The sequence below is a fragment of the Pseudomonas sp. HK3 genome (assembly GCF_052920985.1).
The window spans coordinates 89,589-102,856 of sequence record NZ_JBREXD010000001.1 but is presented as its reverse complement, the minus strand read 5'-3'; the positions used below and the strand labels follow the sequence as shown (position 1 = coordinate 102,856).

At 43.6% G+C, this 13,268-nt stretch carries 15 protein-coding genes; 7 read left to right on the top strand and 8 right to left on the bottom strand.

Going from position 1 to position 13,268, the window contains the following annotated elements:
- The first annotated feature begins 13 nt into the window (after window positions 1–13).
- Window positions 14–1,945, top strand: coding sequence for a type II secretion system secretin GspD (gene gspD, locus ACU6U9_RS00355; RefSeq protein ID WP_446733110.1), 1,932 nt, complete (start codon window positions 14–16; stop codon window positions 1,943–1,945).
- 68 nt (window positions 1,946–2,013) lie between these two features.
- On the opposite strand, the gene ppnN is transcribed toward gspD, so the two are convergent.
- From ppnN to ACU6U9_RS00340, 3 genes are all read right to left on the bottom strand, one after another.
- Window positions 2,014–3,405 carry a nucleotide 5'-monophosphate nucleosidase PpnN gene (gene ppnN / locus ACU6U9_RS00350; protein WP_446733109.1) on the bottom strand — a complete coding sequence of 464 codons (1,392 nt, stop codon included), beginning with the start codon at window positions 3,403–3,405 and terminating at the stop codon, window positions 2,014–2,016.
- 72 nt (window positions 3,406–3,477) lie between these two features.
- Entirely contained in the window at window positions 3,478–4,041 is a 564-nt protein-coding gene (locus tag ACU6U9_RS00345) for a CBS domain-containing protein (RefSeq protein WP_446733108.1), read from the bottom strand.
- A gap of 9 nt (window positions 4,042–4,050) precedes the next feature.
- Window positions 4,051–4,638 carry a DUF2057 family protein gene (locus tag ACU6U9_RS00340; RefSeq protein WP_446733107.1) on the bottom strand — a complete coding sequence of 196 codons (588 nt, stop codon included), beginning with the start codon at window positions 4,636–4,638 and terminating at the stop codon, window positions 4,051–4,053.
- Window positions 4,639–4,759: 121 nt separating this feature from the next.
- On the opposite strand from ACU6U9_RS00340, the gene purU reads away from it, so the two are divergent.
- Window positions 4,760–5,611, top strand: a complete 852-nt coding sequence (purU, locus tag ACU6U9_RS00335; RefSeq protein ID WP_446733106.1) for a formyltetrahydrofolate deformylase — start codon at window positions 4,760–4,762, stop codon at window positions 5,609–5,611.
- 94 nt (window positions 5,612–5,705) lie between these two features.
- On the opposite strand, the gene ACU6U9_RS00330 is transcribed toward purU, so the two are convergent.
- The gene (locus ACU6U9_RS00330; protein ID WP_446733105.1) at window positions 5,706–6,716 is read right to left on the bottom strand and encodes a hypothetical protein; all 1,011 of its coding nucleotides are present in this window, start codon (window positions 6,714–6,716) and stop codon (window positions 5,706–5,708) included.
- Between the two features lie 142 nt (window positions 6,717–6,858).
- On the opposite strand from ACU6U9_RS00330, the gene ACU6U9_RS00325 reads away from it, so the two are divergent.
- Window positions 6,859–7,140, top strand: a complete 282-nt coding sequence (locus ACU6U9_RS00325) for a hypothetical protein (RefSeq protein ID WP_446733104.1) — start codon at window positions 6,859–6,861, stop codon at window positions 7,138–7,140.
- A 21-nt stretch (window positions 7,141–7,161) separates the two neighbouring features.
- On the opposite strand, the gene ACU6U9_RS00320 is transcribed toward ACU6U9_RS00325, so the two are convergent.
- Window positions 7,162–7,977, bottom strand: coding sequence for a TonB C-terminal domain-containing protein (locus ACU6U9_RS00320; RefSeq protein ID WP_446733103.1), 816 nt, complete (start codon window positions 7,975–7,977; stop codon window positions 7,162–7,164).
- 174 nt (window positions 7,978–8,151) lie between these two features.
- Between ACU6U9_RS00320 and ACU6U9_RS00315 the strand changes: the two genes are divergently transcribed.
- On the top strand, window positions 8,152–8,658 hold the full coding sequence (locus ACU6U9_RS00315; RefSeq protein WP_446733102.1) for an NUDIX domain-containing protein: 507 nt from the start codon (window positions 8,152–8,154) through the stop codon (window positions 8,656–8,658).
- A 31-nt stretch (window positions 8,659–8,689) separates the two neighbouring features.
- Here ACU6U9_RS00315 and ACU6U9_RS00310 read toward each other — a convergent pair whose 3' ends face one another.
- The 3 genes from ACU6U9_RS00310 to ACU6U9_RS00300 all read right to left on the bottom strand — a co-directional run bounded on the left by ACU6U9_RS00310 (window position 8,690) and on the right by ACU6U9_RS00300 (window position 11,016).
- A complete protein-coding gene (locus tag ACU6U9_RS00310) occupies window positions 8,690–9,127 on the bottom strand; it encodes a YchJ family protein (protein ID WP_446733101.1) in 438 nt (145 codons plus the stop codon).
- Window positions 9,124–10,176 (bottom strand): DUF3549 family protein, encoded by a 1,053-nt coding sequence (locus ACU6U9_RS00305; RefSeq protein WP_446733100.1) that lies wholly within the window; start codon window positions 10,174–10,176, stop codon window positions 9,124–9,126. Before ACU6U9_RS00305 ends, ACU6U9_RS00310 begins: the two co-directional genes overlap by 4 nt.
- 78 nt (window positions 10,177–10,254) lie before the next feature.
- Window positions 10,255–11,016 (bottom strand): adenosylcobinamide-GDP ribazoletransferase, encoded by a 762-nt coding sequence (locus ACU6U9_RS00300; protein WP_446733099.1) that lies wholly within the window; start codon window positions 11,014–11,016, stop codon window positions 10,255–10,257.
- Window positions 11,017–11,068: 52 nt separating this feature from the next.
- Between ACU6U9_RS00300 and ACU6U9_RS00295 the strand changes: the two genes are divergently transcribed.
- The 3 genes from ACU6U9_RS00295 to ACU6U9_RS00285 all read left to right on the top strand — a co-directional run bounded on the left by ACU6U9_RS00295 (window position 11,069) and on the right by ACU6U9_RS00285 (window position 13,211).
- Window positions 11,069–11,392 carry a YqcC family protein gene (locus ACU6U9_RS00295; RefSeq protein ID WP_446733098.1) on the top strand — a complete coding sequence of 108 codons (324 nt, stop codon included), beginning with the start codon at window positions 11,069–11,071 and terminating at the stop codon, window positions 11,390–11,392.
- Between the two features lie 347 nt (window positions 11,393–11,739).
- Window positions 11,740–11,967, top strand: coding sequence for a hypothetical protein (locus ACU6U9_RS00290; RefSeq protein ID WP_446733097.1), 228 nt, complete (start codon window positions 11,740–11,742; stop codon window positions 11,965–11,967).
- Between the two features lie 101 nt (window positions 11,968–12,068).
- On the top strand, window positions 12,069–13,211 hold the full coding sequence (locus ACU6U9_RS00285) for an RCC1 domain-containing protein (RefSeq protein ID WP_446733096.1): 1,143 nt from the start codon (window positions 12,069–12,071) through the stop codon (window positions 13,209–13,211).
- The last annotated feature ends 57 nt before the right edge of the window (window positions 13,212–13,268 follow it).

Here is a 13,268-nt window from a genome sequence, read left to right as displayed (position 1 = left end):
TATGGTTTTGAATATGAAAATAAGAAATTGGATTCACGCCGTCATTTTATTAGTGTTGCTGCCAAGCACGCTAGCATTTGCTGACGACGAACAAACATGGAAAGTGAGTTTAAAAGATGCGGATATCAAAGCCTTTATTTCTCAGGTGGCCAATATTACTGGCTATAGCTTCGTTATCGACCCTCGCGTAAAGGGTAAGGTAACAATTGATTCAAATACATCTATGTCGAAAGAAGATGTGTATGAAATGTTTCAATCTGTTTTACAGGTACATGGCTTTGCCGCTATTCCGGCAGGCGGCATTATTAAAATCGTTCAGCAAAACGATACAAAGCAAGAAGGTGGTATGCCCACTGCGCTGCGTAACACAAAGCAAAGTGAGCAGTTAATCACTCAGGTTATTCAAATTAAAGACACACCGGCTCTCGATCTTGTGCCTATCTTGCGCCCGATGGTTGCAAAATACGGTCATTTAGCCGGTGTTAAAAGTGCTAACGCGTTAATCGTCACAGATCACGCGTCTAACGTTCGTCGTTTAGAAAAAATTATTGAACGCTTAGATGGTTCAGGCGTATCAGAATTAGAAGTGGTGCAGTTGGAAGAAGCGTGGGTAGGTGACATTGTTGATATCTTAACAAGTCTCGATCCAGAAAAAGTAAGCCAAGGTGGTAAAACCAAAGAAGCCAGTGGTGTTGCGGGTCGTATTCGTGTGGTTGCAGATGAACGCGCCAATCGCCTAATTATTCGTGGTGAAAAAAGCGCACGTGAAAAAGTAAAACAACTTATTTTAAGCTTAGATAAACCGTCTAAGTTTTCAGGTAAGGCTTCGGTAATTCGCTTGCAGCACGCTGATGCAAAAGAAATGGCAGACCTTCTTAAAAACTTAATGGGTGATGTGAAAGAAGAGAAAGGCAAAAGCCAAGCCGCAAGCGGTGTGAGTATTCACCCGGATGTTGGCTTAAATGCATTAGTGGTACGTGCCGAACCTTCTACCATGTCTGAAATTAAAGAAATCGTTTCTCAACTCGATATTCGTCGTGCTCAAGTATTAATTGAAGCCGCTATCTTAGAAGTAACGGGTCAAGTTGATGATCGAGTGGGCGTACAAACGGCCTTGGTTGATGCTAATGCGGTTTCTAACGGCAGCAGTGACACCCCTTTAAGTGCCACTAGTTTTGGTGATGGCGGTGTCAGTATGACAGACTTTATTTCTGGTATTGCAGGTCTTAGCAGTGGAGCAGCAACTAAAATCCCTTTAAGTTCAGGTTTAACATTAGGTGGTGCAGGCAAGGCGGGTTCAAACGACTTTGCGGTACTGATTCAAGCATTAGAGTCAGTCAGTAATGCAAACTTACTCAGTACACCAAGTATCATGACACTTGATAACCAAGAGGCTGAAATTATAGTGGGGCAAAACGTCCCGTTCGTGACGGGGCAGCAGCAATCGAGTACCTCAAATTCAAACCCATTTAACACCATCGAACGTAAAGATATTGGTACAACATTAAAAGTTATTCCTCATGTGCAAAATGGTAAATTCATTCGCTTAGAAGTGGAGCAAAGTACAGAGTCTGTATCAACCACTAAAGTAGAAGGTCAGTCCGATTTAATTACGAACAAACGCTCTATCGTGACACAAATTTTAGCTGAAGACGGTGAGATTGTTGTGTTAGGTGGCTTGATTCGTGATGCCGTTGAAGAGAGCCAAAGTAAGGTCCCATTTCTTGGTGATATTCCAATTATTGGTTGGTTGTTCCGTTCGACCAGTGAGAAGCATGTTAAACAAAACCTAATTGTATTGTTGAAACCATCGGTGATCTTGGATAAAGAAACCAACCAAGAAATTTTACGTCGTAAATACGATGGTATTTATGAGGTCGATTTGAGTAAAGAGATTGGTGATGAAGCCATTGATGAGAAGCTTAAACTTTTGTTTGATCATTAATACTTAATATATTCAAGACATAAAAAAACCAAGCTAAGCTTGGTTTTTTTATGTCTGTTGAGATGGCGTTAACTCACAATTCTAAAACAAGGCTCGTATGTACTGCCGCCAGGCAGCTTCATTCGATTTTGTTTTACCATGTTACTCAGCAGCGCCTCCATCGGCGCGATGATTTTTGTATCGCCGTGTATTTCAAACGGACCAAACTCTCTTACCGCTAAGATACCATCTTGCTTAACATTACCTGCCACAATACCACTAAAGGCTCTGCGTAAGTTGGCGGCTAAAATATGAATTTCTTGATCCAAAGACAGATTTAATTTACTCATATTTTCATGACTTGGAATGAAAGGGGTTTGGAACTCCTTGTCAATTGTAAGCATCCAGTTATAAAAGAATGCATCGTTATTTTCTTTACGAAATTGAGTCACTTTTTTGATGTTGTTACGCATGTAAACCGCAACGCCTTCAGGATCATCAATAATAATCGTATATTTTTTACGAGCCTCGTCACCTAAACACTGTGCGATAAATGAATCAATTTGTTCAAAATAGGCCTTTGATGATTTAGGGCCAGTAAAGACAAGCGGAAATGGAATGTCCTTATTTTTAGGGTGAAGCAATATGCCCAGTAGATAAAGAATTTCTTCAGCGGTGCCAGCACCACCTGGGAAGACGATAATGCCGTGGGCGCAACGCACAAATGCTTCTAGGCGTTTTTCAATATCTGGAAGTATAACCAGTTCATTCACGATCGGGTTAGGGGCTTCGGCTGCAATAATACCGGGCTCAGTAATACCCACGTAACGTCCGCGTCGGTTGTGCTGTTTAGCGTGTCCAATAGTAGCCCCTTTCATTGGGCCCTTCATCGCACCAGGGCCGCAGCCAGTACCAACATCTAATGCACGCAGGCCTAGTTGGTATCCAACGACTTTGGTGTAGTCATACTCTTCTCGACTGATACTATGACCACCCCAGCAAACGACTAAGTCCGATGTCATACCGTAACGCAGCATGCTGGCATTGCGTAAAATATGAAACACCATATTGGTGATTTGTTCGCTGTTTTGTTCTTGGTCGTTAGATGCTAAAAAACTGGGGTTATTAATAATTTCATCGTGTGTGTAAATAATATCTCTGAGCACGGCAAATAAATGCTCTCGAATACCAAAAATAACCTCGCCATCAACGAATGCATCATCTGGGGCGTTATATAAGTCTAAGACGATACCGCGATCAAGCTGAATCACTTGGATATCAAACGCGCTGTATTCTTTTTGCTCGGCCATACAGTCATCGCCCATGCTGCCACAATTTAAAACAGCATATGCACAGCGTTTGAAAATTTCGTGTAGGCCGCCTTGGCTAACATCTTTTAAGCGATTGACTTCGTGGCGGGATAAAACTCTGAGTGCTTTACGAGGGGTAATACGAACTTTTTCTACAGCCATATAGATCATCCATCTTCTTATAGTTTCAAATTAGTTTAGCACTGGTGATATGCAGTGGTTAGTTTTGTTTATGTTATACCTTTATGCCCAAAACTCCATCACACCATACTGACTAGTGAGTTTTAAAATATCACTGCGTGTCACCATGCCTAATATTAAGTGTTCTTCACTGACAATGGGTAAGCAACCGATGTGCTCATCAAACATCACATGGGCCAGTTGATGAATGTCGGTTGTTTCGGTTGCAGCATATACCTTATGTTGCAACCACTGTGATTGATTTTGCTTAAACGCCAGTGCCTTTAAAATGTCACCTTCAGATACGATTGCATTGAGCGTGCCGTTTTGAGTAATAGGCAGGTGTTTTATTTTATGTTGCAACATTAATTGCCACGCGGTTTTTAAATCAAGATGGTCAATGTCCAAACTAATGACGGGCTGACTCATGATTTCAAACGCTTGGAAAATTTTTTGCTTGGGTTTGTTTAACGCCGCTTGTTGCTGATAGGCTTGAGAGCCTGATTCAGGTTTCCCTTTTACTGCACGGCTAGGATTGGCTGCACTTAATGGCGCCGTGCCCGACTGCTTTGGTGTTGTGTATTGGCGAATCGCGGCACTGCCTTGATCAATCATGATAAAGGGCATAGCAAATTCCTAAGGTGTGGATGTTAACCATTGCTTGAATTGGCGCTTTTCGTATTCACTGGCTTTTAGCCACCAAAATTGCAATTGCTTAAAGTGAGGATAGGTAACTTTTTCTATTTTTTCATCTTGTTTAAAGACAAGTGGGTTTTCTTTTTCTAAATGGCTGCCGTTGATTGTTCGCTGTTTTGTGACAATTTTAACGTTAGGGTCTTTGATAAATTGTTTAGCTTGGTTCAGGGTGTCAACGGGTGGCGTTTGAATGCGTAATGTTTCACCAGGCAAGAATGTGTCGATAAATGTAATTTGTCCGGTACTCAGGGTTTCATGATTATCGGCATCAATTTGCCAAATGTCGCTATAGCGTAATACCAGTGTGTGCTCACCCGGTGTGAGTTTGATGGTTAAATCATGGTTGCGAAAGGTTTGCGCGAATTGGGCGACAGGCTGTGAATCAAGGCTGATTAATTCAAAATTAAGGGGCAGTATTAATTGCACCTCTTTATCGTTGCCGATGGCCGGGCCATCATATAAGCGTACTTGTTGCGCGGAGCTGCAGCCTTGGATAGCGATAACGAGGAATAAAAAAAAGGAACGCATATTAACTCTTCTAAACGGAATACTTGCGCACATTGTGCGGTTGATCCTATGTATATTCAAGGGAACGTTGAGTTTGAAGCGCTTTGGGTTTATAACGTGCTCAGGATTTTAAGGTGAAAATATGCAACGTACATTTCGATTAACCATTTCATGCCCTGATGGTGTGGGTATTGTGGCAAAAGTAGGTCAGTTTGTTTCAAGCCATGGCGGTTGGATAATAGAAGCAAATCATTATGCGGACCCTGTTAGCGGTTGGTTTTTTATGCGCCATTCGATTAAAGCAGAATCTTTGCCGTTTTCATTAGAAGAGTTTAAGCAAAAATTTGCCCCTATTGCAGAGGAATTCTCTATGGAGTGGGCATTAACCGACAGTGCTGAGAATAAAAGATTAGTATTGCTTGCGTCAAAAGAAAGCCATTGTTTAGTGGACTTGCTACATCGCTGGCACAGTGGCGAGCTTAAGTGTGATATTCCATGTGTGATATCCAACCATGACGATTTACGTAGCTTGGTTGAATGGCATGGTATTCCGTTTTTTCACGTGCCAGTTGATAAAGCCAATAAGGCTGAGCACTTTTATCGTGTTAGTCAGCTTATCGCTGAGCATAAGGCTGATAGCATTGTACTTGCTCGGTATATGCAGATATTACCGGAGGATGTTTGTGCGGCTTATGAAGGGCGTATTATTAACATTCACCACAGTTTCTTACCGTCGTTTGCGGGTGCGAAGCCTTATCATCAAGCGGCTGAGCGTGGTGTGAAGCTAATAGGGGCAACGTGCCACTATGTCACCAAAGACTTGGATGCAGGGCCGATTATTGATCAAGATGTGATTCGTATTAGTCATAAAGACACCGTAGAAGACATGGTGCGATTGGGTAAAGATGTTGAAAAAATGGTGTTAAGCCGTGGTGTGCGTTTACACCTTGAGGATAAAGTCGTGCGCCATGGCAATAAAACCATCGTGTTTTAATCGCCGATTTAACGGGCTAGCTAAGCTGATCCCCAAACGTAAAAAAACCGGCAATAGCCGGTTTTTTTGTGTCTCTTTAAACGTATGGAATAAGTTAGCTGCGTACTTTCTTCAGCAAAGACATGCTGCGACCAGGATGTAAGCTGATGCTTGGTGTTTGGTCGGCCACTTGTTGATGACTGTGACGCAAACGGAAGTTCTTATCGATACGGCGTACACACAGGGTTAAGCGAACGGTTAACCAGCGATAATCTTGAGTAGTACGCGTATGCAAGACAACCGATGCTTCGTTATCGATGATTTCTTGGCAAATCGGCATTAAAGCTGTGCGAATTTCGCGGGTCTCGCGACCGTCAATTAACTCTTGATCAAGGTTGAAGTCAGCAATGGCTTTAGACGTTTCTTCAGATGACGCAATGGCTTTTGCGTCTGCACTGGCTTTTTCACGTTGGGCTTTAAGGGTTGCAAGCTTAGCGGCGGCTTCACGTTTCGCTTGTTCTTCTTTGCGCAGTTGAGCCAGTTTGCGCTCTTTTTCTTCGGCTAGGCGACGACGATCAGAGGATTGTTTATCCGCTTTTTGTTTGGCTAGGCGCGCAGCTGCTAGTTGTTTCTCTTTTTGTGCTCGAATCTTTTTGGCTTGTGCCGCCTTTGCTTTCGAGTCATCTTTTTTGGCAACCGCGACCGGTTTTGCTTGTTGCTTAACCGGTTTCGCTTTGGCAATCGATGATGAGCCGTTAAAGGCTTTGTCTAATGTGTCTTGTGCGGCTTCAAGGCCAGGTGTTAAATACGCCACCATCCACACGTTGTCTAAATATAACTGTGCTTGTGTGAAGTTTTTGGTTTTGATGGACTTGTTCGCCAGTTCAACATAAATAGAACCCACTTTGTAAACACGGCTGTTGATGCGTTGATCGTAAGGCGCGATGGATTTAAATTGCCAAATTTTCTCAATAGCATTATTACTGGAGGGTGTGCTTAAGCGTTTTGCGCTGATGTCCGCATCGATTTTGGCTAATAGCGCATCGATTTTTGCATCGGCGATTGCTGCGCTTGAAACCACAGAGGCTAACAAACAGGCCAATGCCGTCTTGAATGGGGTTCTCATAGGCAATACTCAGTTTTTTGTTTTTATTCAGTATTTCATGGCCATTATTGCCTAGGCATATGGGATAATGCAATGCTTGCATCGGTCTGATTGTGCTAATTTCCACCGATATACTTAAAAGTACTAAGAAAAGGAGGCAAAAATGTTGCGATGGGGCATGATTTTACTGTTTTTACCCTGCGTGGTGTTAATTACGTTATATATGCTTGAAGCTCAAGACGTTGCCCGTTGTTTAGACGACGGCGGCAGTTGGGATTATGTGAAAGGGCTATGTGACAAGCAGAACAATCATGAGTTTACCTCTTTCATGACTCGTCATGGCTTTTGGGTGAATAGCGGGATGTTGCTGTCAATTGTCGGCTTAGTGATGGGCACATGGGGCATGATTCTAAAAGGTATGTCGACCCCTAAGGATCGTGACTAAGCTTAGCGACTTAAAGACATGCTATTCGCCACCACGATAACGAAATTCAAGGTGGCGATAGAAGCGAGACAACGTTTGTGATTGTGGAATGTCGTAGCGATACACTTGATTCACGGCGCGAATGGCCGAGCGATCAAGCTGAGGGTTACCACTGGGTAAATGGACCCGAGCCTCTATTAAGTAACCATACTCATCAATATCTAATCGAATAATACCCCAAGTGTCTCTGGTGATGCCTTGTGGTTTTACCCACACAAAATTAACCTGTTCTTCTATGCGTTTAAGCACCTCGTTATACCAGCGCGCTTTTTCCTCTTCGTCTTTGCTTTGAGAAGACTCCACGGCATTGCTTGCTAAATCATCTTCGGTTAATTCTTGAAGGTTAAGTCCTTTCTTTTGTTTGTTCTGTTTAGCGATTTCTTGTGCTTTTAAAAAGTCACTCAGTAATGGACTGTTGGGGTTGACCCGCGTGCTTGTGGGGCTAGGTGATGTCTCAGCTGGGGTGTCTTGTGCTTGTAAATTATCTTGTGCGCTACGTTCCCCCTCAGTGGGTGGCAGAGGTTGGCCTCTGGGTGTTTCGGCTAAACCATTACTGGTATTCGATTTTGTGATGTCATCTTCAAGGTGTCGAGGCGGCGGTGGTGTGTGGGTTTTTATTTGTTGCTTGGGCTGAGCTTTTGGTTCAGGTGGCGTTGCTTGTGGCTGCAAGGTAAATTCAACTGTTGTTTCAGGCTTTTCTTGGGGCAAAGGAATAGTGTCTTTTAAAAACCAAGGGGTAAAAACCAAAAGGTGTAAAAGCAGACTGAGTAAAATGGTAAAGCGTAACGCAGACTTCATTACTTAGCGTGATTCGATCAATATAAAAATGTATTTAACCTTGCCATAAATAAACGCTTATTGGAAAGCGTTAAACAATGTTGAGCGTGTTATCGTCAATGATATTTGGACAAATTTTGCTAATTTGGTTCAATCCCCAAAGAAAATAATAATGAGATAAACATAGAGAGCCCCATGAGTGATTTTATTGCCCCTCAATATCGCTATTGTCCGCAGTGTGGATCAAAGACAAAAGATCGAAAAATAGAAACCCAAATAGTAAAGGTGTGTGCGGCAGCCTGCGGCTTTGGTTTTTTTGATAACCCAACACCTGTGGTGGCCATTATTGTAGAAACCCCTGATGGTGTAGTGTTAGCGCACGATGTTACTTGGCCACAAGGCATACTGAGTGTGATCACAGGATATGTGGATCCTCATGAATTACCGGAGCAAACCGCCCTACGTGAAACCCAAGAAGAGTTGGGTTTAAACGCGTATGACCCGCAGTTTGTCGGGCATTATATGTTTCATCGAAAAAACCAGTTGATCATTGCATATGCCGTGAAAGCGCAAGGCGCGATTACATTGAATCATGAGCTAGATGATTACAGAGTCATCCCTTTACATAAACTAAAAACATGGCCAGGACCAACCGGCAAAGCGGTGAGCGATTGGCTGGCTAAAAAACGAGTGAACAAATGAAAGCAAAAAAGTGGAGATCTCTTTAGTACGCTTAGGCGCAACACGTTTTAAACTTTTTACCGCTGCCACATAAACACACATCATTGCGCCCAAGGCTCACTGTGTGTGTTTCGGTTTTACTGTTTACGTAAAACCAGCGCTCACCTTCAAATACAAAGTCGCTGACCTCTTCTAATGCAGCAAATGTATTATCATCGTTAAAATAGGCGCTAAAATGCACTTGCGTGCCTTGCGCCTTGACGATATCTAATTTTAACCAGTTATTATCCGGTGTTAATTGTAAGTCGCTTGGACGAGTGGATGCATGCCATGACTCGCTTACGTATTGGCTTAACCCTAAAACATAAGCGCTAAAACGTGAGCGCATTAAATGCGTGGGCGTGGGTGCGGTGACGCCCTGATGAAAAGGCTCACAACATTCAGCGTAAACACGTGGGTTGGCCTGTTGACGTTGGCACGGGCAAATCATGCGCGTTTACTGTTCATTAAAGCCTGCATTGCTTGAGTTAAAACAGGTGGGCGGTCTTCTTTGCGTAACGCGTTGAGTAATACATTACGAATGCCGGGTAAGAATAATAGATCCCCTACGATTTTAGTAAACGCTGTGAATGAGTTGTCTACATCTTGATTAAGCTCGGCAAGATTAACCAAAAACTCATCAATGCGTTCGGGCATAAACGCAAGGTCATCATAGTTGCGTGTCGCAAAGGCCAGCATGCACGCAATGTTATTGGCATAGTCACTGGCAAACCAAGTCTGCCAAGTGTCAATGCGCACACTGTCACTGTGACATGCGCCTATAATGCGCATCGCAGCTTCTACTGTAATGACGTTACCGGCAGCGGCTAAGTCCTGCTTAAATCGTTTCACCATGACTTGAGCCATGTCCAATGGTACAGCTTGATGTTCTAAGCATTGCGAGAATGCCAGTAACGCTTCCGCTGGCATATGAGGCAGGCAGGTTTTAAGACTGGCTTTGTGTTCATTTAAGCGGGCGCTCACATCGGCAATGCCCTGCAAGCCTAAACCTTCAAATTTAGACAAATGTTCAGAATTCAGTGAGCCTGCTTGCAAATATTTAACAACAGCATCACAACGCTCAGAGGATTTGCGGTGCTGGCTGGCTTGAATCATGGCGTGCAAGTTGGCTAAGCGCACGTCGTCGGGCTTAAACGCAAACGGGTTATCTTTTAGCGGGTCTTCGATTTCGGTATCCGCTTGTAATGGTGTGTCGCTCAGCTTCATCAGCCTGTGGACTAAATCATCGCGAACATATGGGACTAACTTGCCTTGTTCGTCTAATGGCCACTTTAGAAACATCAGGGTTTCGTTGTCAGGCTGCTTGGGTGGGCTGATATAAAGCGCGAGCCAAGCATGTTGTAAATACGGGTGAGGGTACGCGCTTTCGAGGGATTCAAACTGTTTAAACTGGGCTTTATCAACCTTACGAATGCGACGGCCCACATCATATAAACGATATTGCCCGTCAAGCTGTGCTAAATATTCGTTTAATTCCATGGGGTGCCTTCACGCTATTAGATAAAGGCGGGCATTATACCTAAGATCACACGTTTGTGAGGCAAAAAGTGCCGCGATTTAGTAAGTCAAAGCACCCAGTAAAAATAGATAAATAATAATTTCATGCACCTGCTGGCTCGCGCCCAATGCGTCGCCGGTATAACCTTGTAAGCGTTGCTGGTACCAGCGCCAAGTCAGTAAAAACACAGCAAATCCAGCTATCAGTAAACCGATGCTGATCCAAGCGGGCAATAAAAAAAGGGGCGCGAGTGCAAAGCACCACGCGAGCAACATATCCTGTTTATACCATTGCTTGGCGATGGGTTTGGCTTTGCTGGCCTCATCTTGCTGAACATAAGGCATGACCATAATCAGGCTGATTGCCCATGCTCGGCTTAAACTATGGGCCACTAATAAGCCTGTGAATAACCAAGCGACAGGTAAGTCACTTAATGCGCGCCACTTTAGCAATAACACAATAACTAAACCGCACACACCATAGGTGCCTAAACGGCTGTCTTTCATGATGCGTAAAATATCGGCTTGGGTATAACCTCCGCCAAAGCCGTCGCATAAGTCGGCAAAACCGTCTTCGTGAAATGCCCCTGTGAATAAAATGCCACAGATCATGCTGATCAAAATACTCACATCATGGGGCAGCGCTTGGGCGCACAAAACATAAATGCCATAACACCAAAGCGTTAATAAGTACCCTATAAACGGGAAATAGCCACTGGCGCGATTAAGCTGTTGGTCACTGTAATCCACCCAGTTGGGGCCGGGTATACGACTATAAAAAGTAAGGGCATTAAAAAATCGGTTTATCTGCTGTCTAAACATGGTGATTCACGCATAATATCGGCGGTCAACAATGATAGCACGGAGAGTCCGTTTGAGTGATGCACGGTATAGTGCGCTTGTCAGTGCATTAGATGAACTGGTTACGCAAATGCAACATCATAAGCTTTGGTCAGCAGAGCAACCTAATACACAAGCACTTGCCAGTATTCAGCCGTTTTGTGTGGACACGTTATCCTTTGAGCAATGGCTGCAGTTTGTTATGTTGCCTACATTTATGAGCATGGTTGAATGTAAGCACGTTTTGCCAAGTAAATGCGAAATATTGCCTATGGCTGAACACGTTTGGCAGCAACAATTCCGTTCTGTGCAAGCGTGTATAAAAAACATTGATCGCGTCATTTCGAATGGCTCATGATGCCCACCATTTAATTGACGAATAGCCGTTTAATTTTTATACACTTTGAAATTCTTTTCAAAAATGATTGACAGCGGCACAAGCTGACCAACTTTATGCACAAAATAGATCGTCAATATGAAAATGTGTATAAAATGCGAGCAGCCTGAAAAAAAAGACTATTAAAAATACACAAAGTGTTGATTTTAAAGGGTTTTAAAGGGGTTGGTTAAAATATGAACGTTTTAAGCGGGGCAGTGATATTGCGCTGTTTAGCGGCGTTTATCACAAACTAATTCACAGAGTTATCCACAGTAACTGGGGATAAACAAAAGTGTAATATTTTTGACGTAATCAAAGGAGGCGTTATGCCATTCATTGCAGCTGGGACGTTTATTTTGGGGTTGGTGACTGCTTACCTTTTATTTGCACGTTCTGCGAATAACCGAGCAAACCAATACGAAGACGATCTAAAAGCGGCAAAATCTTTATTAGAGGATGCCCAAACTGAACGTGAGCAATTGAAGCAGCAATTAGCCGATTGCCAATATAAAATGAAAGAATTAGAAAAAGATTTAAAGCACGCACAGCAGTAAAATTTTAAGTGGGTACCAATCGGTGATGAGCGACTCATCAAAGATTTGCACCCACTTAAGCGTTACACTCACTGATCAAATAAAAATAATAAGTGAACACTATGAATAAATACCTAGTAGCCATCGTGCTGCTGTGTCTGGCGGCCTGTGGCAGCGAAGACGACAGCATTAGTTTCACCCGCGACACTTCCAACCTTGAAATAAACGTCAATGGCGGCAAAGAAGATCAACTAGCCCCTTATTTGTCTGAGCAATACAGTCTCATGGCCGGAAATGGCCGAGCTTGCGCTTACGGTGTGTTAAATGCGCTGAGCACCAGTTATTTAAAATGTTGGGGTAATCGTATTATTGGTGATTACGTCTCCGAAAACATTACCGGCTCGTACAAAATGCTGAGCATCGGCGATGACCACGTGTGCACCACATTAAGCGACTTTGGTGGCCGACGAGTAGGCTGTGCGGGCGATAATGAATTTGGGCAAACCCTTAACCCTGACGTCGCGACCACAGTTGAAAGCCGTAGAGGTCATTGGTTGCAGTTACCGTATGTGGTGGCCAGTGGCGACAATCATAATTGTGCCGTAGACAGCTATGGTGTGTATTGCTGGGGAGATAATGCACAAGGACAAACCGATGTGCCGTCTTTAAATAATCCTAAATGGGTAGCGGCGGGTGGTAATACCAGTTGTGCCATTGATGAGGATGACTCTTTGCGTTGCTGGGGTAATCAAAGTGCAGGGCAAGGCAATATCCCAGAAACCCTTGGGGCGGTTAGCCATGTTGCGGTGGGTTTTGATTTTGTCTGTGCCATAAGTGCAGGCCAAGTGAGTTGCTGGGGAAATACAGGATCATCAAGCTGGAAAGCGCCAGATGTATACAGTGAGGCAGTTTTTATCTCAGCCGGTGCACGTCACGCATGTATTCTTGATCAGGTGAGTGAGCGCACAGACACACAAAGCAACCTTCAAGCGGATTGTTTTGGGGATAAAGCAAACCAAGCGGATCTACTCGACGTACCTCAAGACGTGCAAAACAATATACGCAGCATTGCGGCCGGTAATGGGTTTACCTGCACGATGAGTTTGTATGAAGGTGAAGCGTTTGTTAAACAAACCACGCACAAAGGCTTTCACTGTTGGGGTAACAATCAGCAAGGACAAGCCGTATCGCCAAAGGTCATGTGTTTGAATTATCATAAAACGGCCGTGAGCACAGACGATCGTTACTGCCCTAAAGTGAATTGAGAGTAGAACGTGAACTAACAACGGTCTGCTTTATCTTAAGGGGCTGTTTAAATAAAG